Raw genomic sequence first — 24347 nt, forward strand, 5'->3', positions numbered from 1 at the left:
ATGAAGAAAATTACAAAGAATATTAAGGTTAAAGTTGCCTCGAATAAAAAAAAAGTTTCAGGAAACATATTGAATGCACCTAAAACACATAAATTACCTCGTGTGGTTAAAGCAAGAGCAGGACAAACTATAACAGGTAAAATTGGAGGTATTAGAAAGACACCCAATAAATCAATTGCAAAACCAGGACAAACAATAACTGGTAAAATTAGACGAAGAACCAATTGACCCAAAAACCTAAAAAGAAACAGAAAATATTTATAGAAGCCCTTGAGCAGAGGATAATGCTCGATGGAGCAGGGGCCTCAACCTTTTTAGATTTAATTGATGAACGCAATCAAGAAGAGATAAAAAAAAACTCTAAAATAATCGATACCACTAAAGACAACAATGAAGTTCCTTTTGCAAACACTGCAAGAGACCAAAACAAAAAAAATGTAGTTTTCATTGATAGTGCTGTCTCTGATTATGAAACCATTATTAATTCATTTAAAGAAAACACTGAGTTTTATTTAATCAACTCCAATGAAGATGGATTTAAAAGAATTAGTGAAATTTTAAATGATCGAAAAGATATTGATGGTTTGCACATCATTGGTCACGGTAGTGCTGGAGAAATTTTATTTGGTAATGCTTTTTTAAATAACGATACCATCACTAATTACCAATCAACTTTAGCATCCATTGGTCAATCGTTAACCACAAGTGGAGATATTTTATTTTATGGTTGTAATGTTGCATCCACTGAACAAGGTGAAATTTTAATTAAAAAAATCTCAGAGATTACCAAAGCAGATATTGCAGCGTCAGATGACCTTACTGGTAAAGGTGGAGACTGGGATTTAGAAAAAGAAGAAGGTTTTATTGATGTAAAAGAACTAAGAGTTGAAAATTACGATCACTCATTAGGATCACTATCTACCTCAGGGGTTATAGCAAACTCAGGAGTTACTCATATTGATAGCAATGTAACAATGATGAGCTCTGGTAATGTAGGTCTTGGAAATTCAGGAGCTTATTCATCAATTGGTTCTGATTTTGGTTTAGCTATTGAAAAACAGAATGTTTCAGTTTCATCAGGTAAACATATTTCGGATGTCAATGTTGATACAAGCGACAAGTTAAATGACTCTGGAAATTACACATATGCATATATGAATGGTGGAATTGATGTAGATGCCTCTAGCAATATATCAGTAAATTCATATTTAATGATGCTTGTCCATAATACCAACAAAAGGTCTCCGTCTTCTGCTGGTGAAGTTGTATTTGATGGCGAAATAGTTGGAATACTATTTGATCAACCATATACGCGAGCATCAACTGTAGATGGTGTTACTTATCATAGTTCTAATTTTGTTTATGCGATGGGAAGTAGCGGAGGAAATAGTAATTCTTCTGATACGGACGGTGCTAGAATTATGGAAGGTAAGTCTACAACCAATTCTACTTATACCAATTTTTTCAATTCTTATAAAAGTTCCTTAAGTAGTTCTATGACAAACAGTAATGGTGCTGATTGGGTTTCAGTTTCAGATTATGGAAGTGGAACAAATAATCGTTTACAATTTGGAGCCAAAAATAGCAACACAGCAGCTGGTGACTACATTCGTATTTTAGTTAAACAAATAAACAATGATCCTGTAGCAGATAATGAAACGGGAGCTGTTAATGAAGATGCAACATTAACTGTTACCGATGGAACTTCAGATGTTTTACATGGTGACACTGATGCTGATAGTGGTGATACTTTAACGGTCACAACTTATTCTCATACATCAGCTACTAATGAAAGTGGCGGAAGTGCATCATCAGGAAACGGTAATAGCGGAACAGCAGGATCAAGTGCTGTTGTAGGTTATTATGGTACATTAACTTTAGCAGCAGATGGAACTTATACCTATGCAGCCGATCAAAATATCACTGATACGCTCGATGCAAGTGATACTGCAACAGATGTATTTACCTATACAGTATCGGATGGAACCGCAACGGATACTGCAACAATCACAATTACGATTACGGGTGTAAATGATGTACCAGTTGCAGATAACGAAACAGGTTCAGTTGATACTAATCAAACTTTAACAGTCACCGATGGATCTTCAGATCTTTTATTTGGTGATACCGATGTAGATGATAGTGCATCTTTAACAGTTTCAGCAATTAGAACTGGAGCTGAAGGGGGAAGTGGAACTGCTGGCTCAATTGGTTCAGGTTTAGCGGGTACTTATGGAACTTTAACTCTAGCAGCGGATGGAACGTATACATACGTTGCAGGTTCAAGTGCTGGAACGGATGTTTTTACTTATACTTTATCTGATGGGACAGCTACTGATACTGCTACTTTAACCATTACTGTTAATGCTGTTAGTAATTCAGCTCCCGTTGCAAGAAATGACGTTGGTCATGTAGCTGAAGATGGAACTTTACAAGTTGATAATGGAGATAACGCAAATGTCTCAGGATCTTATGATGCTGCAGGTGAACATTCAGGAGATGTTCTTCAAACATCAAGCGGTACACACCAAGACACTGATGCAAATAGTGATACACTAACTATTACAGGAATTAGAGTAGGGTCTACTGAAGGAGTAGGTACAGCAGGATCCGTTGGTTCAGCTTTAACAGGAACATACGGTCAATTAACTATTGCAGAAAATGGGTCTTATACATACATAGCTAATCAATCAGTAGCTGATGCTTTAGATGTTGGTGATACTGTAACTGATGTTTTTAATTATACAGTTTCAGATGGAAACGGTGGAACAGATATTGCTACAATCACAATAACTATTCATGGTGCTAACGATGCACCAGTTGCAGATAATGAAACTGGATCAGTTGCTGTAGGCAATACTTTAACAGTCACCGATGGATCTTCAGATCTTTTATTTGGAGACACGGATGCAGATGCAAGTGCATCTTTAACAGTTTCAGCAATTAGAACTGGAGCAGAAGGGGGAAGTGGAACTGCTGGCTCAATTGGTTCAGGTTTAGCGGGTACTTATGGAACTTTAACTCTAGCAGCGGATGGAACGTATACATACGTTGCAGGTTCAAGTGCTGGAACGGATGTTTTTACTTATACTTTATCTGATGGGACAGCTACTGATACTGCTACTTTAACTATTACTTTATCTAATACTGATCCAATAGGACGTAATGATATAGGAACAGTAAATGAAGATGGAACGTTAACTGTTGCAGATGGTGATAATGCTAACAGTATTACAACTGCTGCAACCTCATATAGTGCAGATGATGCTGAGAGTATTAGTGTTCAAGAAAATAAAGCTGCTGGACTTGCTTTTAGCAAAGATGGTTTAAAAATGTTTCATGCAGGAAATGATAATGATGATATTCATGAATACACTTTAACATCAGCATTTGATGTATCGTCAGCTTCTTATGTAGATTCTTTAGATGTCTCAGCAAGAGATGCCGAAATTTTTGGTATAACTTTTAATAATGATGGAACTAAGTTGTATTTCACTGGTGCTAACACAGCTGATGCAGTTTTTCAATATAGTTTAGGTACAGCTTACGATATTTCATCAGGAACATACGATAACGTTAGTTTATCTGTTGTAGACAATAGACCTTGTGGAATTCGTTTTAATAATGATGGAACAAAATTATTCGTAACTGGATTTGATAGTCAACGAATTGAAGAATATTCTCTATCAACAGCATTTGATATATCTTCATCTTCAGCTACGTATGCAGGTGATAGTGAAAGGTTAAATACATCGTCTTATGAAACTAATCCTAGAGACATTGAATTTAATAGCGACGGAACAAGATTATTTATTACCGGAGGTACGGGTGATGATATTACGGAATATGAATTATCTACTGCTTTTGATGTTTCTACAGCAACATATCATGGCGAATACGATACGTCATCACAAGACGGAAACACTTTTAGTTTAAGGTTTAATAACGATGGATCTAAAATGTTTATGTTGGGTTATGATTCAGATAAAGTTCATGAATATAATTTAGCTAGTCCTTATAATTTAATAGATATTTCAGGTGAACATTCAGGAGATGTTATTGACTCAAGTAACACTGATACTTCTGATACAGATGCAGACGGTCATTCACTAACCATTAGTGCAATTAGAACTGGTTCAGTTGAGGGTTCAGGTACAGCAGGATCTATTGGCTCAGCTTTAACAGGAACATACGGTCAATTAACCATTGCAGCAGATGGCTCTTATACTTATGTAGCCAATCAAGATGCAGCAGATGCATTAGATGCAGGGGATGTTGTATATGATAGTTTTAATTATACCGTTTCAGACGGAAATAGTGGAACTGATATATCTATTCTTACAATTAGAGTTATTGGTATTAACGATGCACCAACGGCTTCAAATGGAACTGTTAATATCAATGAAAATAATCAAGCATCTACAGCAGGGGATAGAACTCCACTCAATATTACAAAAGTATTTGCAGTAAGCGATTTTAACTTCGCTGACGATGATACAAGTGGAAGTTTATCAAAAGTTAAAATTACTACATTAGAAAGTGCGGGTGCTTTAGAATACAATAATGGATCATCTTGGGCAGATGTTACATTGAACCAAGAAATTTCAGCAACAGATATTAGTAATAATAGATTAAGATTTACCCCAGTTGCAAACTCTGAAAGTAATCCAACGTTTGGTTTCAAAGTTCATGATGGAACAGATTACAGTTCATCAGCTTACACAATGACAGTATCTGTTAATGCTGCACCCAATGTTACAGATGCAACCGTTGGATCAACAGTTGCTGCAGGTGGAACCAGTTCTGGCGATGTTCATGACGGCGTTGCTGACAGCGATGATAATGATAGTGTTTTAGTGGTAACCGGTGTTGCATCTGGAAATGAAAGTTCAAATAATACAATTGTTACAAATAATACTGGAGTTGGTTCAGCAGTATCTGGAACCTATGGTTCTTTAAATATTGCAGCAAACGGTACTTATACTTATACAGCAAGTTCAACAAATAACATTTCCTACGGTTCAACTGCAACAGACATTTTTACATTTACAACTCGTGATGATGAAACTGCTTCTGGATCATTTGCCTACGATGTAGGTACTATTACGTTCACCGTTGCAAGTTCAATTTCTTTAGTAGCTGATACAGATGCTGTTGCTGAAGATGGAACAGTTACTCATTCAACAAATTCAGCAGGTACAGTTATTTCAGATGACGCTGCTGATACTAATGGTTTAGTGGTAACAAATATTTCTCATACAAATGGAAATGCAGATACCATTGAGTCTGGTTCTACATACACAGACTCTAGTGGAGAGCCTGGTAGTGTTGTTGGAACTTATGGAACTTTAAAAATTGGAGCGGATGGAACTTATACTTATACAGCTGATCAAACTGCAGCGGATGCATTAGATTTAAATGATCAAGTAACAGATGTATTTACTTATACTGCAGATGGAGCAACAGCCACTTTAACTATCACAGTTACTGGTATCAATGATAATCCTGCTGCAGTTAATGATACAGGTTACATAAAAGAAGGTGGAACTTTAACTGTTGCAAATAGTGCTGCTGCTAACTCTGGAACAAGTACTGGTAATCATACTGGAGACATGACCGATAATGATACCGATGATGATGCAAGCTCAACTGCAACAATCACAAGTATTACAGCCACCACAGCAAGTGGAAGTGCACAAACAACTTTTTCAAGTGACTCTGAAACGGTTACAGGTCAGTACGGTACTTTAACAATTAACTCCAATGGTTCTTACTCTTATGCTGCAAACTCAAATATATCAGGCCTTGATGCAGGGGATGCAAATATAACAGATGTCTTTACTTATATCGTATCTGATGGCACCGCTACATCTACTGCAACCCTTACAATTAATGTTATTGCTAGCCAAGATCTAACTGCAAGAAATGATACAGGAACAGTCAATGAAGATGCCACCCTTACTGTCAGTGATGATCTTGATGCAAATAGTGCTACAGCACTCTCTTTAGTAAGAACAACAAGTATTAATTCTCAAGAATCGTATCCAAGAGACATTACATTCAATAATGATGGAACGAAGATGTTTACTATTGGTGCTAATGGTGATGATGTTGGATATTATACTTTATCAACGGCATACGACACAAGCACAGCAACTCATCAAGCTGATTATTTAGGAAGTACTTATACTACAGCATGGAGTTTATCATTTAATAATGATGGGAAAAAATTGTTTATAGTAAATGGAGACTCTAGTTATCGTATTTACGAATATTCACTTACAACTGCTTACGATCTATCAACTTTGAGTTTGGAAAGCAATAGAGGACCTTTTAGTTTTAGTTCTTCTTACCCAACAGGACATTCTTTTAATAGTGATGGAACAAAACTATTTTTAGGAAATACAGATGGTGGAATTAGAGAATATTCTCTTTCTGTAGGTTTTGATCTTTCCAGTACTTTTAATCTTGTAGATACTTTAGATGTTTCATCAGACGTTGGTAATAATGTAAAAGGCATAGAATTTAATGATGATGGCACTAAGATGTTTGTATCAAGTGAACCAACAAAAAAACTTTTTCAATATGATCTTTCAACTGGTTTTGATCTAACTGGTGCTACTTTAAAAAAAGAGTTACTTCATGATATGAATTATGTAAATGGCTTCGAATTTAAACCTGATGGTTCTCAAGTATTTTTAGCCAGATCTGGTAATGGAACTATATATACTTACGACATAGAGTCTCCGTATGAATTAAAAGATGTTAATGGCTCACATTCAGGAGATGTCATTAACACAAGTTCAACAGATAATTATGATACAGACCCTGACAGCGATACACTAACCGTTACAGCTATTCGAACAGGTTCAAGTGAGGGATCTGGTACTGCAGGATCTATTGGTTCAGCTTTAACAGGAACATATGGTCAATTAACAATTGCTGCAAATGGATCATATACTTATGTTGCAAATCAAGATGCAGCGGATGCATTGGATCCAGGTGATGTAGTCACTGATACATTTAACTATACAGTTTCAGATGGGCAAGGTGAAACCGATATTGCAGTTTTAACTATTACTGTTAATGGAATTAACGATGCTCCAGTTGCACAAAATGATGTTGGAGTTATTGTTGAAGATGGAACTTTAACAGTTGCAAATGGTGCTAATGCCAATTTATCAGGAAGTTATGATGCAACAGGTGAACATTCTGGTGATGTAATTGATACTAGTTCATCATCACATACAGATAGTGATGCAGATGCTAGCGCATCTCTAACAGTCACTGCAATTAGAGTAGGCTCAAGTGAAGGTTCAGGAACAGCAGGATCTATTGGTTCAGCTTTAACAGGTACTTATGGTCAATTAACCATTGCAGCAAACGGTTCTTATTCTTATGTAGCCAATCAAGCTGCAGCGGATGCATTAGATGTAGGCGACTCGGTTACGGATACTTTCAATTACACATTATCAGATGGAACAGCAACAGATATTGGAGTAATTACAATTACAATTCTTGGAGCAAACGATGATCCAACTGCAGTTAATGATACAGGTTACATTAAAGAAGGTGGAACTTTAACTGTTGCAAATAGTGCGGCTGCTAGTTCTGGAACAAGCACCGGTAATCATACTGGAGACATGACCGATAATGATACCGATGCAGATGCAAGCTCAACTGCAACAATCACCAGTATCACCGCAACGACAGCAAGTGGAAATGCACAAACAACTTTTTCAAGTAACTCAGAAACAGTTTCAGGTTCTTATGGTACTTTAACAATTAACTCTAATGGGTCTTACTCTTATGTTGCAAACTCAAATATATCAGGCCTTGATGCAGGGGACTCAAATATAACAGATGTCTTTACTTATATCGTATCTGATGGCACCGCTACATCTACTGCAACCCTTACAATTAATGTTATTGCTAGCCAAGATCTAACTGCAAGAAATGATACAGGTACTGTAAATGAAGATGCTACGTTAACTGTTGCAGATGGTGATAATTTAACAAGTGTTGCTTCAGCATCTTACGATGATAGCGATAGCCTTACTATTGCAGGTTCAAACTTAAATCCTCCTACTACTCAAGCTGATATTAACGCATTACTTTTTAATCCTGATGGAACAAAAATGTACACATTAGGATATGCTCATGGTTACTCTGGAGATAAAGCCCTTTTTCAATACACATTGTCAACTCCTTTTGATGTATCGACTGCTTCAGTTTCAAGTAGTGATTATATTACTGTTGGAGGCACAAGGTCTATGGACAACGAAGATATGAGATTTAATAACGATGGAACAAAGCTTTTTGTTCTTTATGAGAGAAGTTATGGGACAGATTATATCTATCAATACACTTTAAGCACCCCTTACGATATTACCAGCACTGTAACAGCGGGTAATTCCCTTCAGATAGGGAGTGGGAGTGATTATTTTTACTCATTTCTTTTTAATGACGATGGTTCAAAGATATTTGTTAGTAGAATGGCGGCTATATACGAATATACTTTAAGTACTTCTTTTGATACTTCATCTGCTACAAGAACTGACACATCTTGGTATGCACATCATAACTCTTACGGTATCTCAAACTATGGTTCATACTCCTCTATTACTGGTATGCAATATAATAACGATGGCACAAAGTTATTTACAGTTCATCAAAGAGTAAATTCTGGTTCTACAGCAAAAATAGTAGAGTGGTCATTGTCAACTGCTTATGATCCTAAGACTGCAAGTACAAATGCTGACTTTAACGACACGAGCACCTATTTTGAAACTGGTGAAACTACTGGTTCTGCTGGTAATGGAGTCCCTACTCAATTTATCACTTTTAACAATGATGGATCAAAATTCTTTAGTTTTAATGGTAGTAGTGATCCAGCAAAAATTAAAGAATGGAATCTAGCTTCACCTTTTAATGTAGTAAATGTTAGCGGCGAACATTCAGGAGATGTCATTAATACAAGTTCAACTGCTAATTATGATACAGACCCTGACAGCGATACACTAACCGTTACAGCAATTAGAGTAGGGTCTTCAGAAGGTTCAGGCACAGCAGGATCTATTGGTTCAGCTTTAACAGGAACGTATGGTCAATTAACAATTGCTGCAAATGGATCATATACTTATGTTGCAAATCAAGATGCAGCGGATGCATTGGATCCAGGGGATGTGGTTACTGATACTTTTAATTATACAGTTTCAGATGGACAAGGTGAAACGGATATGGCAGTTTTAACTATTACTGTTAATGGAATTAATGATACGCCTGTTGCAGATGCTGAAACAGGTTCAGTTGATATAAGTCAAACTTTAACAGTCACTGATGGTACTTCAGATCTTTTACATGGGGATACGGATGCAGATGCTAGTGCTTCATTAAGTGTATCGAGTATTGTTGCAACCACAGCAAGTGGAAGTGCAACTGCTGTTAATCCAGGAACTGCTTATAATTCAGGTTACACATCAGTTACTGGTAGCAAGGGAACTTTGAGAGTTGGTGCAGACGGTACTTATCAATACATTGCAGATTCAAGTACTGGAACCGATGTTTTTACTTACACATTATCAGATGGAACAGCAACACATACAGCTACTTTAACAATTACAGTTAATAGTAGTAACAATGCTCCTTCAGCTGTTGCAGATACTGATAGTGTTAATGAAGATGCAACAGTTACTCAAAGCTCAGGTTCAGGTTTATTAAATGCAGATGATTCAGATGCTGATGGTGATAGTTTAACGGTTACTCAAATTAAAAAAGATGGTGGAAGTAATTCATCCGTATCTGGAGGAAGCTCATATAATTCAAGCGGAACATCAGTCACAGGAACCTATGGAACATTAACGGTTGGAGCTGATGGAACTTATACATATGTTGCGGATCAAGCTGCAGCTGATGCTTTAGATGCAAGCGACACTGTTACAGATGTATTTACTTATACTATTTCAGACGGCAATGGTGGAACAGATACTGCAAATTTAACTATTACAGTCACAGGTGTTAATGATGCACCTTCAGCTACAAATGACACAGGGTCAGTTAATGAAGATGCAACTTTAACAGTTTCAACAGCATCAAGTGGTGTAACTCAAGATAATGATACAGATGCGGACGCCGATGATAGCGCATCATCATTGGTTATTACTCAAATTAAAAAAGATGGTGGATCAAATAGTTCAGTTAGTGGAGGAACCAATCATAGCAACGGAACTTCGGTTACAGGAACTTATGGGACATTAGTCATTGGTGCTAATGGAACTTATACTTATGTAGCTGATCAAGATGCAGCGGATGCATTAGATGCAAGCGACACTGTTACAGATGTATTTACTTATACAGTTTCAGATGGAAATGGTGGAACAGATACTGCCAATATTACAATTACTGTTACAGGAGTGAACGATGACCCAATTGGAGTTAATGATACAGATAGTGTTAACGAAGATGCAACTATAACTGAAAGCTCAGGATCAGAATTATTAGTTGCAGATGATTCAGATGCAGATGATAGCTCATCTCTTACAGTTACACAAATTAAAGTCACAGGTGGATCAAATAGTTCTGTTGCTGGAAGTAGTACTTATAATAGTAATTTTACAACAGTTACTGGAACTTATGGAACATTAAAAGTTGGTGCTGATGGATCTTATACTTATGTTGCAGATCAAGCTGCAGCGGATGCACTAGATGTTGGTGATAATGTGACAGATAGTTTTACTTATACAGTCTCAGATGGAACAGCAACATCTACAGCAACATTAATAATTACAGTAACTGGTATCAATGATGTACCAGTTGCAGTTAATGATACAGATGCTGTAAATGAAGATGCAACTATAACTGAAAGCTCAGGATCAGAATTATTAGTTGCTGATGATACAGATGCAGATGATAGTTCATCTCTTACAGTTACACAAATTAAAGTCACAGGTGGATCAAATAGTTCTGTTGCTGGAAGTAGTACTTATAATAGTAATTTTACAACAGTTACTGGAACTTATGGAACATTAAAAGTTGGAGCTGATGGATCTTATACTTATGTTGCAGATCAAGCAGCAGCTGATGCGCTAGATGCAAGTGATACTGTGACAGATAGTTTTACTTATACCGTATCAGATAATACATGGTTTGATACAGCTACATTAATAATTACAGTAACTGGTATCAATGATGCACCAACGGCTTCAAATGGAACTGTTAATATCAATGAAAATAATCAAGCATCTACAGCAGGGGATAGAACTCCACTCAATATTACAAAAGTATTTGCAGTAAGCGATTTTAACTTCGCTGACGATGATACAAGTGGCAGTTTATCAAAAGTTAAAATTACTACATTAGAAAGTGCGGGTGCTTTAGAATACAATAATGGATCATCTTGGGCAGATGTTACATTGAACCAAGAAATTTCAGCAACAGATATTAGTAATAATAGATTAAGATTTACCCCAGTTGCAAACTCTGAAAGTAATCCAACGTTTGGTTTTAAAGTTCACGATGGAACAGATTACAGTTCATCACCTTACACAATGACTATATCGGTTAATGCTGCACCCAATGTAACGGATGCAACAGTTGCAGGAACCGTTGCAGCTGGAGCCACAACATCAAGTGCGGATATCCACACTATAGTTGCTGATAGTGATGATAATGACAGTGTTTTAGTGGTAACCGGTGTTGCATCTGGAAATGAAAGTTCAAATAATACAATTGTTACAAATAATACTGGAGTTGGTTCAGCGGTATCTGGAACCTATGGTTCTTTAAATATTGCAGCAGACGGTACTTATACTTATACAGCAAGTTCAACAAATAATATCGCGTACGGTGCAACTGCAACAGACATTTTTACATTTACAACTCGTGATGATGAAACTGCTTCTGGATCATTTGCCTATGACGTAGGTAGCATTACTTTTACCGTTGCAAGTTCAATTTCTTTAACAGATGACACGGATAGTGTTAATGAAGATGCAACAATTACTAAAACTGGTTCTCAAGACGATGTATTAAATGATGATGCTGCTGATACTAATGGTTTAGTAGTCACCCATATTAAAAAAGATGGTGGATCAAATTCAACAGTTGCTAGTAGTAGTACTTATACATCTAACGGAACTTCTGTTACGGGTATTTATGGTACTTTAGTAATTGGTGCGGATGGTTCTTATACTTATACAGCCGATCAAAGTGCTGCTGATGATTTAGATTTAAATGACGTAGTAACAGATGTATTTGTCTATACGGCAGATGGTGCTACAGCAAATTTAACTATTACAGTGACAGGTATCAATGATGCTCCAGTTGCAACAAATGATGCTGGTTCAGTTAATGAAGATGCTACTTTGTCAGTTAGCAATGGTTCAGGAGATATCATTGATAATAATGATACCGATGCTGATGATAGCGCAAGTTTAGTGGTGTCTGCTGTAAGAATTGGTGGGGTAGAAGGTAGTGGAAATGCAGGAACTGTAGGTCAAGCTTTAACAGGAACGTATGGTCAATTAACTTTAAATGCAAATGGATCCTATTCATATGTTGCAAACCAAGATGCAGCAGATGACCTTGATGCAAGTGATCAGGTAACTGATGTATTTAATTATACATTAAGTGATGGAACAGCAACAGACACTGCAACAATCACAATAACAGTTACAGGGATCAATGACGCACCAGTTGCAGATAATGAAACAGGGGCAGTAAATGAAGATGCAACATTAACAGTCACCGATGGAACTTCAGATGTTTTACATGGAGATACGGATGCTGATGATAGTGCATCTTTAACAGTTTCAGCAATTAGAACTGGGGCTGAAGATGGAAGTGGAACCTCAGGCTCAATTGGCTCTGGTTTAACCGGTACTTATGGAACTTTAACTTTAGCAAGTGATGGAACATATACATATGTAGCCGATCAAAGTGCTGCAGATGATTTAGATGCTTCAGACACTGCAACAGATGTTTTTACCTACACACTATCAGATGGAACCGCAACGGATACTGCAACAATTACAATAACAGTGACAGGTATCAATGATGCTCCAGTTGCAGTTGATGATACTGATGCTGTTAACGAAGATGCGACAGTTACCAGAAGTTCAGGTTCAAGTTTATTAATGGATGATGATAGTGATGCTGATAATGATGATGCATTTACAGTTACACAAATAGCAGTAACGGGTGGATCTAATAACGCAGTTACTGCAAGCAGTACTTATAATTCTGGTTCACCAGAAACGGTAACAGGAACTTACGGTACACTTACTGTTGGAGCTGATGGTACTTATACATATGTAGCCGATCAAAGTGCAGCTGATGATTTAGATGCTTCAGACACTGCAACAGATAGTTTCACTTACACAATATCGGATGGTGATGCCACTGATACAGCTACTTTAATCTTTACGGTTACAGGAATTAACGATGCTCCAGCTGCAGTCAATGATACTGATGCTGTTAACGAAGATGCAACAGTTACCAGAACTTCAGGTGATAATTTATTAATGGCAGATGATAGTGATGCTGATGATGATGATAGTTTTACCGTTACACAAATTGCAGTAACAGGAGCTTCTAATTCTTCAGTTGCAAGCTCAAGTTCTTATAATAGCAATTTTACTTCAATTACTGGAACTTATGGAACATTAAAAGTGGGTGCTGATGGAACATACACTTACGTTGCAGATCAAAGTGCTGCTGATGATTTAGATGCTTCAGACACTGCAACAGATAGTTTCACTTATACAATATCGGATGGAACAGCGACAGACACTGCAACATTAATCTTTACAGTAACTGGTGTTAATGATGTACCAGAAGCTGCAGATAAAACTGTAACTACAAACGAAGATACTCCTTATGTATTTTCAGCATCAGATTTTGGATACACAGACGCAGATGATGACGATGCATTAGTAAGTGTGAAAATTACAACATTAGAAGATGCAGGTGCTTTACAATATTATAATGGTAGCGCTTGGGTAGATGTAACTTTAAATCAGGTGATAACAGCAACAGACATTGCTGCTAATAAATTAAGATTAAATCCTACTGCAGATGAGAATGGATCTCCTTATACAACAATTGGTTTTTCTGTAAATGATGGTGATGCAGATAGCGCAACTCCAAATACAATTACGGTAAACGTTACTGCTGTTAATGATGCTCCAGTAGCTGACAACGAAACTAATTCAGTGAATGAAGATGCAACGGTCACTGTAACTGATGGAGCCTCAGATGTTTTACATGGTGATACTGATGTCGATAGTGGTGATACTTTAACAGTTACAACTTATTCTCATACATCAGCTACAAATCAAAGTGGTGGAAATGCATCATCTGCAAACGGAAACAGTGGAACAGCAGGAACAAATGCTGTCGTAGGTTATTATGGTACATTAACTTTAGCAGCGGATGGAACTTATACTTATGCAGCTGATCAAAGTGCTGCAGATGATTTAGATGCTTCAGATACTGCAACAGATGTCTTTACCTATACACTATCAGATGGAACCGCAACCGATACTGCAACAATTACAATAACAGTGACTGGAGTGAATGATGCTCCAGCTGCAGTCAATGATACTGATGCTGTTAACGAAGATGCCACAGTTACCAGAACTTCAGGTGATAATTTATTAATGGCAGATGATAGTGATGCTGATGATGATGATAGTTTTACCGTTACACAAATTGCAGTAACAGGAGCTTCTAATTCTTCAGTTGCAAGCTCAAGTTCTTATAATAGCAATTTTACTTCAATTACTGGAACTTATGGAACATTAAAAGTGGGTGCTGATGGAACATACACATATGTAGCAGATCAATCAGCGTCAGACGATTTAGATTTAAATGATACTGCAACAGATAGTTTCACTTATACAATATCGGATGGTGATGCCACTGATACAGCTACTTTAATCTTTACGGTTACAGGAATTAACGATGCTCCAGTTGCAGTTGATGATACTGATGCTGTTAACGAAGATGCGACAGTTACCAGAAGTTCAGGTTCAAGTTTATTAATGGATGATGATAGTGATGCTGATAATGATGATGCATTTACAGTTACACAAATAGCAGTAACGGGTGGATCTAATAACGCAGTTACTGCAAGCAGTACTTATAATTCTGGTTCACCAGAAACGGTAACAGGAACTTATGGTACACTTACTGTTGGAGCTGATGGTACTTATACATATGTAGCCGATCAAAGTGCAGCTGATGATTTAGATGCTTCAGACACTGCAACAGATAGTTTCACTTACACAATTTCAGATGGTGATACTACTGACACTGCAACATTAATCTTTACAGTAACTGGTGTTAATGATGTACCAGAAGCTGCAGATAAAACTGTAACTACAAATGAGGATACAGCTTATGTATTTTCAACTTCTGACTTTGGATATACAGATGTAGATGATGATGATGCGTTAGTAAGTGTAAAAATTACAACTTTAGAAGATGCTGGTGCATTACAATATAATAATGGATCAAACTGGGTAGATGTAACTTTAAATCAAGTAATAACAGCAACAGACATTGCTGCTAATAAGTTGAGATTAAATCCAGCTACTAATGAAAATGGTTCGCCTTACACTACTTTTAATTTTACAGTAAATGATGGGGATGCAGATAGCGCAACTCCAAATACAATTACGGTAAATGTTACAAATGTAAATAACGCACCTGTTGCAGATAATGAAACTAATTCAGTTAATGAAGATGCAACAGTCACAGTCACAGATGGAACGTCTGATGTTTTACATGGAGATACGGATGCAGATAGTGGTGATACCTTAACAGTAACTCAAATTGCAGTAACAGGTGGATCAAATAGTTCAGTTGCTGGAAGCAGTGCTTATAACAGCAATTTTACTTCAGTTACTGGAACTTATGGAACATTAAAAATAGGTGCTAATGGAACATATACTTATGTAGCTGATCAATCAGCGTCTGATGATTTAGATGCCTCAGATACTGCAACTGATAGTTTTACTTATACAGTTTCAGATGGAACAGCGACAGACACTGCAACATTAATCTTTACAGTAACAGGAATTAACGATGCTCCAGTTGCAGTCAACGATACTGATGCAGTTAACGAAGATGCAACAGTTACCAGAACTTCAGGTGATAATTTATTAATGGCTGATGACAGCGATGCTGATGATGATGATAGTTTCACAGTAACTCAAATAGCAGTTACTGGTAGCTCTGATAACGCAGTTACTGCAAATAGTACTTATAATTCTGGTTCACCAGAAACAGTAACAGGAACTTATGGTACACTTACTGTTGGTGCTAATGGAACATATACATATGTAGCTGATCAAAATGCTGCTGATGATTTAGATTTAAACGACCAAGTAACAGATAGTTTCACATATACAATATCGGATGGAACAGCAACAGACACTGCAACATTAATCTTTACAGTAACCGGAATTAATGACGCTCCAGTTGCACAAAATGATGTAGGAGTTATTGTCGAAGATGGAACTTTAACAGTTTCAAATGGTGCTAATGCCAATTTATCAGGAAGTTATGATGCAACAGGTGAACACTCTGGTGATATTGTTGATACTAGTTCAAGTTCTCATACAGATAGTGATGCTGATGATAGTGCATCTCTAACTGTTACTGCAATTAGAGTAGGCTCAAGTGAAGGTTCAGGAACAGCAGGATCCATTGGATCTGCTTTAACGGGAACGTATGGTCAATTAACCATTGCAGCAGATGGTTCTTATTCTTATGTAGCCAATCAAGATGCAGCGGATGCATTAGATGCAGGTGACTCAGTCACAGACTCATTTAATTATACATTATCAGATGGAACAGCAACAGATATTGGAGTAATTACAATTACAATTCTTGGAGCAAACGATGCTCCCGTTGCTAATAACGATACTGGTTCAGTAAATGAAGACGCAACCTTGACAGTTTCCTCAGCTTCAAGTGGAGTTACACAAGATAACGATACAGATGTAGATGGTGATGATACAGTTTCATCTTTAACAGTTACACAAATAGCTGTTACTGGAAGTTCAAACTCAAGTGTTACTTCAAGTACTACTTATTCTAATGGAACTTCTGTAACGGGAACTTATGGTACACTGGTTATTGGCGCAAATGGTACTTATACATATGTAGCCGATCAAAGTGCTGCAGATGATTTAGATTTAAATGATACTGCAACAGATAGTTTCACTTACACAGTTTCAGACGGAACAACAACAGACACTGCAACATTAATCTTTACAGTGACAGGTATCAATGATGCTCCCGTTGCAGTCAACGATACTGATGCATTAAATGAAGATGCAACAGTTACCAGAAGTTCAGGTGATAATTTATTAATGGCAGATGATAGTGATGCTGATGATGATGATAGTTTTACTGTTACACAAATTGCAGTAACAGGTGGATCAAATTCAAGTGTAAACTCAAGCACTACTTATTCTAATGGAACTTCAGTAACTGGAACATACGGTACTCTAGTTGTTGGAGCTGACGGATCATATACATATGAAGCAGATCAAAGTGCTGCTGATGATTTAGATTTAAACGACCAAGTAACAGATAGTTTTACATATACAATATCGGATGGAACGGCAACAGACACTGCAACATTAATCTTTACAGTGACAGGAATTAACGATGCTCCAGTTGCAGTCAATGATACTGATGCTGTTAATGAAGATGCCACAGTAACCAGAAGTTCAGGTTCAAGTTTATTAATGGATGATGATAGTGATGCTGATGATGATGATGCATTTACAGTAACTCAAATTGCAGTAACAGATGGATCCAATAGTTCAGTTGCTGGAAGTAGTACTTATAACAATAATTTTACCTCAGTTACTGGAACTTATGGAACATTAAAAGTTGGTGCAGATGGAACATATACATATGTAGCCGATCAAAGTGCTGCTGATGATTTAGATGCTTCAGACACTGCAACAGATAGTTTCACTTACACAGTTTCAGATGGAACAGCGACAGACACTGCAACATTAATCTTTACAGTAACTGGTGTTAATGATGTACCAGAAGCTGCAGATAAAACTGTAACTACAAACGAAGATACTCCTTATGTATTTTCAGCATCAGATTTTGGCTACACAGATGCAGATGACGATGATGCGTTAGTAAGTGTAAAAATTACAGGATTAGAAGATGCAGGTGCTTTACAATATAATAATGGTAGTGCTTGGGTAGATGTAACTTTAAATCAAGTGATAACCGCAACAGACATTGCTGCTAATAAATTAAGATTAAATCCTACTGCAGATGAGAATGGATCTTCTTACACTAGTTTTGATTTTACAGTAAATGATGGCGATGCAGATAGTGCCTCAGCTAATACAATTACAGTCAATGTAACAGCAGTTAACGATGCACCAGTAGCTGACAACGAAACTAATTCAGTTAATGAAGATGCAACAGTAACTGTGACTGATGGAACCTCAGATGTTTTACATGGAGATACTGATGTTGATAGTGGTGATACCTTAACAGTAACTCAAATTGCAGTAACAGGTGGATCAAATAGTTCAGTTGCAAGTTCAAGTTCATATAATTCTAATGGTAGATCAGTAACGGGTACATATGGTACTTTAACTATAGGTGCTGATGGTACTTACACTTACGTTGCAGATCAAAGTGCAGCTGATGATTTAGATGCCTCAGATACTGCAACAGATAGTTTTACTTATACAGTTTCAGATGGAACAGCGACAGACACTGCAACATTAATCTTTACAGTTACAGGAATTAATGATGCTCCTGTAGCAGTTAACGATAGCGATGTAGTTAATGAGGACGCAACAGTAACACAAACTTCAGGCTCAAGTTTATTAATGGCAGATGATAGTGATGCTGATGATGATGATAGTTTTACTGTTACACAAATTGCACTAACAGGTGGATCAAACAGTTCAGTTGCAAGCTCAAGTTCTTACAATAGTAATTTTACTTCAATTACTGGAACTTATGGAACATTAAAAGTTGGTGCTGATGGTACTTATACTTACGTTGCAGATCAATCAGCGTCAGACGATTTAGATGCAAGTGATACTGCAACAGATAGTTTTACTTATACAGTTTCAGATGGAACAGCTACGGATACAGCTACTTTAATCTTTACAGTGACAGGTATCAATGATGCTCCCGTTGCAGTCAACGATACTGATGCATTAAATGAAGATGCCACAGTAACCAGAAGTTCAGGCTCAAGTTTATTAATGGCAGATGATAGTGATGCTGATGATGATGATGCATTTACAGTAACTCAAATTGCAGTAACAGGTGGATCAAACAGTTCAGTTGCAAGCTCAAGTTCTTATAATTCAAGTGGGACTCAAGTTACAGGTACATACGGTACACTTACTGTTGGTGCTGATGGTACTTATACATATGTAGCCGATCAAAGTGCTGCTGATGATTTAGATGCTTCAGACACTGCAACAGATAGTTTCACTTACACAGTTTCAGATGGAACAGCGACAGACACTGCAACATTAATCTTTACAGTAACTGGTGTTAATGATGTGCCAACTGCATCTGATAATGCAGTTACTACAAACGAAGATACCTCTTATGTATTTTCAGCATCAGATTTTGGATACACAGATGCAGATGATGATGATGCATTAGTAAGTGTAAAAATTACAACTTTAGAAGATGCTGGTGCATTACAATATTATAATGGTAGCGCTTGGGTAGATGTAACTTTAAATCAGGTGATAACAGCAACAGACATTGCTGCTAATAAATTAAGATTAAATCCTACTGCAGATGAGAATGGATCTCCTTACACTACTTTTAATTTTACAGTAAATGATGGGGATGCAAGTAGTTCAACACCTAATACTATTACGGTAAATGTAACAGCAGTTAATGATACTCCAACAGCTACTGATGATACAGCTAGTGTTAATGAAGATGCTACTACAACCATTTCATCTGCATCAAGTGGAGTAATAGATGACAATGATACAGATCCAGATTCATCAGATACTTTAACTTTAACTAACGTTGCTCATACAAATGGAAACACAGAAAGCGTTACATCGAGCACCACTTATTTAAATGGTCAATCAATTACTGGAACTTATGGTGCTTTAACAGTGGGTGCTGATGGAACATATACATATGTAGCAGATCAAAGTGCTGCTGATGATTTAGATGCTTCAGACACTGCAACAGATGTCTTTACCTATACACTATCAGATGGAACAGCAACCGATACTGCAACAATTACAATAACAGTGACCGGAGTGAACGATGCTCCCGTTGCAGTCAATGATACTGATGCTGTTAACGAAGATGCAACAGTTACCAGAACTTCAGGTGATAATTTATTAATGGCAGATGATAGTGATGCTGATGCTGATGATGATGATAGTTTTACCGTAACTCAAATTGCAGTAACAGGAGCTTCTAATTCTTCAGTTGCAAGCTCAAGTTCTTATAATAGCAATTTTACTTCAATTACTGGAACTTATGGAACATTAAAAGTTGGTGCTGATGGAACATACACTTACGTTGCAGATCAAAGTGCTGCTGATGATTTAGATGCTTCAGATACTGCAACAGATAGTTTCACTTATACAGTTTCAGACGGAACAGCTACTGACACTGCAACATTAATCTTTACAGTGACAGGAATTAACGATGCTCCAGTTGCGGATAATGAAACAAATTCAGTAAATGAAGATGCAACACTTACAGTCACAGATGGAACTTCAGATGTTTTACATGGAGATACGGATGCAGATGACAGCGCATCTCTAACAGTTTCAGCAATTAGAACTGGAGCGGAAGGCGGAAGTGGAACTGCAGGCTCAATTGGTTCTGGTTTAACTGGTACTTATGGAACTTTAACTTTAGCAAGTGATGGAACATATACATATGTAGCCGATCAAAGTGCTGCTGATGATTTAGATTTAAACGACCAAGTAACAGATAGTTTTACTTATACAGTTTCAGATGGAACGGCAACGGATACTGCAACAATTACAATAACAGTGACAGGTATCAATGATGCTCCAGTTGCAGTCAATGATACTGATGCTGTTAACGAAGATGCGACAGTTACAAGAAGTTCAGGATCAAGTTTATTAATGGATGATGATAGTGATGCTGATGATGATGATAGTTTTACCGTAACTCAAATTGCAGTAACAGGTGGATCAAACAGTTCAGTTGCAAGCTCAAGTTCTTATAATTCAAGTGGGACTCAAGTTACAGGTACATACGGTACACTTACTGTTGGTGCTGATGGAACATACACTTACGTTGCGGATCAAAGTGCTTCAGACGATTTAGATGCTTCAGATACTGCAACAGATAGTTTCACTTATACAATATCGGATGGAACAGCAACAGACACTGCAACATTAATCTTTACAGTAACTGGAATTAATGACATTCCAACAGCATCAAACAATACAGTTTCAACACAAGAGGATACCCCTTACGTATTTTCAACTTCTGATTTTGGCTACACAGATGCAGATGATGATGATGCATTAGTAAGTATAAAAATTACAACATTAGAAGATGCTGGTGCATTACAATATTATAATGGTAGCGCTTGGGTAGATGTAACCTTAAATCAAGTAATAACAGCAACCGATATCTCAAATAATTATTTAAGATTAAATCCTACTGAAAATGAAACAGGCTCACCCTATACAACAATTGGTTTTTCTGTAAATGATGGAGATGCGGACAGTTCATCTTCGTATACATTGACCGTTAATGTAATCAATACAAATGATGCTCCAGTAGCTGACAACGAAATTAATTCAGTGAATGAAGATGCAACGGTCACAGTCACCGATGGAACTTCAGATGTTTTACATGGAGATACGGATGCTGATAGTGACACTTTAACAGTAACTCAAATTGCAGTAACAGGTGGATCCAATAGTTCAGTTGCTGGAAGTAGTACTTATAACAGCAATTTTACCTCAGTTACTGGAACTTATGGAACATTAAAAATAGGAGCTAACGGAACATACACTTACGTTGCAGATCAATCAGCGTCAGACGATTTAGATGCCTCAGATACTGCAACAGATAGTTTCACTTACACAGTTTCAGATAGTAATGCGACAGACACTGCAACATTAATCTTTACAGTAACTGGTGTTAATGATGTGCCAACAGCATCAAACAATACAGTTTCAACAGAAGAGGATACACCATATGTATTTTCAACATCTGATTTTGGCTACACAGATGCAGATGATGACGATGCATTAGTAAGTGTAAAAATTACAACATTAGAAGACGCTGGTGCGTTGCAGTATTACAATGGATCAAACTGGGTAGATGTAACCTTAAATCAAGTAATAACTGCAACAGATATCTCAAATAGTTATTTAAGATTAAATCCTACTGCAGATGAAAATGGATCTCCTTATACAACAATTGGTTTCTCTGTAAATGATGGCGATGCAGATAGTGCTTCAAGTTACACTATGACAATTAACGTAACCGCTATAAATGATAATCCAGTTGCTGATAATGAAACGAATACCGCAACAGAAGGCACTACTACAACAGTCACAGACGGGACTTCAGATATTCTCTATGGCGACACAGATACAGAGGGAGATACATTAGAAATATCAGGCATAAGAACAGGAACAGAGTCTGGCTCTGGAACATTTGGAGCAATAGCTACACCTTTAACTGGTACTTATGGATCTTTAACAATTAATTCAGATGGAACATATAGTTATACGCCTAATGATGTTTTAGGTAGTGGAGAAACTGGAATAGATTATTTTACATATACAGTCTCTGACGGTAATGGTGGAACAGATACAGGACAACTTACTATAACGGTTACAGGTGCTAATGATGCCCCAGTTGGTGTTAATGATAGTAATACAATTGATATAGCAGCAACTTCAACTTTAACAGTCACAAATGACTCTGAAAAAGATGTGTTAACTAACGATACTGATCCAGATTCAAATGATACATCAATAGTAACCGAGATAAGAACAGGATCAACTGAAGGCTCAGGTACTGCTGGAACATTAGGGGAGGCATTAATTGGAACTTATGGTTCTTTGATAATGAACTCAAATGGTAGCTACACATATATAGTTAATGAAGGTTTAAAAGATACATTGGATCCAGGTGAAATAGTTTATGAATATTTTAATTATACAGTTAGAGATGGCAGCGGTGTTACGGATACAAGTTCAATTGTATTAAAATTACAAAATGGTGGTGGTGTTGTTAAAGAAATTAGAGAAAAGAAAGCTGAAAGAATTATTAGAAATCAATCTAAAATGGAAGCAAGAGTTCAAGTTGAAAATACTTTCACAGAACTAAATCAATCAACAGAATTTGATTTAAATAATTTTGAATTTGAACAAACCGCAAGAAAAACAGATTATTCCCAAGGTCTCAAATTAGTTGATTTAGTTGCCGAAACAGACTCTCTTCAAATTTCAGAAGGAGAACTTTCAAACCTTAAAATTAAAGACAAACAAGAAGGTTTAAAATTGAAATTTGGTGTCATGAATGAAGCCGACAATGAGATTGTTAAATTTGATGGAAAAATGAGTGATGGTTCTGCATTACCTGAGTGGATTAAAATTAATCCTAAAACAGGTCAAACAACCACAAATATTCCAGAAGGTGTAGATAAAGTTGAAATTATGATTATTGCAACGGATAAAAACAATGAAACTCGAGAAATTGCAGTTGAAATTGATCCTGAAAAAATAAAACAAGATAGAAAAATTATCAAACAAGCAAAAAGAACAAATTCTTCAATTACTGTTAATGAAGACGGTACGGTTAATATTGTAAAACAAAATGAAGATGGATTAGTTGAAAGATCATTTAACAAAACATTAAATTTTAACAATCAAGCAGATATCAATGAAATTATTGAAACGTTTAAACCAGAAACAATTTTTCAACTTAAACCTTTAAATATTGGAAATGATTTAATTATAGATTTACCCAATGAGCTAAAGGGTAATTTTAATAATACTAAACTTGTTCTTAAAGATGGAACCGAAGTACCTGACTGGCTTGAGTATGATCCTGTAACGGGTCAAATTATTGCAGAAAATCCACCTGAAGATGTTTCTCAATTAGAATTAAAACTTATTATTGAGCAGGATGGAAAAATTATTGTAAAAGATTTAGAAATTGATTTACAAGAGCAAAATGTATCCCAAAATTTTGATGGGGGTGAAAATAATAAATTTGTTACTTTAAGCGACCAATTAGATAAAGAATTTAATGATTGGGAAGATTATGGTAATGACCTTATTAATAGACTATAA

The 24347-nt window shown here is 36.6% G+C and carries 2 protein-coding genes; both read left to right on the forward strand.

Annotated features, from left to right (window positions below; genetic code table 11):
* Positions 1-228 carry a hypothetical protein gene (locus AC5SL9_RS02660; RefSeq protein WP_011282048.1) on the forward strand — a complete coding sequence of 76 codons (228 nt, stop codon included), beginning with the start codon at positions 1-3 and terminating at the stop codon, positions 226-228.
* Positions 225-24347: a cadherin-like domain-containing protein gene (locus AC5SL9_RS02665; RefSeq protein WP_494574313.1), complete on the forward strand. Its 24123-nt coding sequence runs from the start codon at positions 225-227 to the stop codon at positions 24345-24347. The genes AC5SL9_RS02660 and AC5SL9_RS02665 overlap by 4 nt, the downstream gene beginning before the upstream one ends.

It is taken from the genome of Candidatus Pelagibacter sp. PS_37, assembly GCF_059417825.1.

Coding starts and splice junctions, on each gene's coding strand:
- AC5SL9_RS02660 (WP_011282048.1), top strand. CDS start 1: ATGAAGAAAATTACAAAGAATATTAAGGTTAAAGTTGCCTCGAATAAA.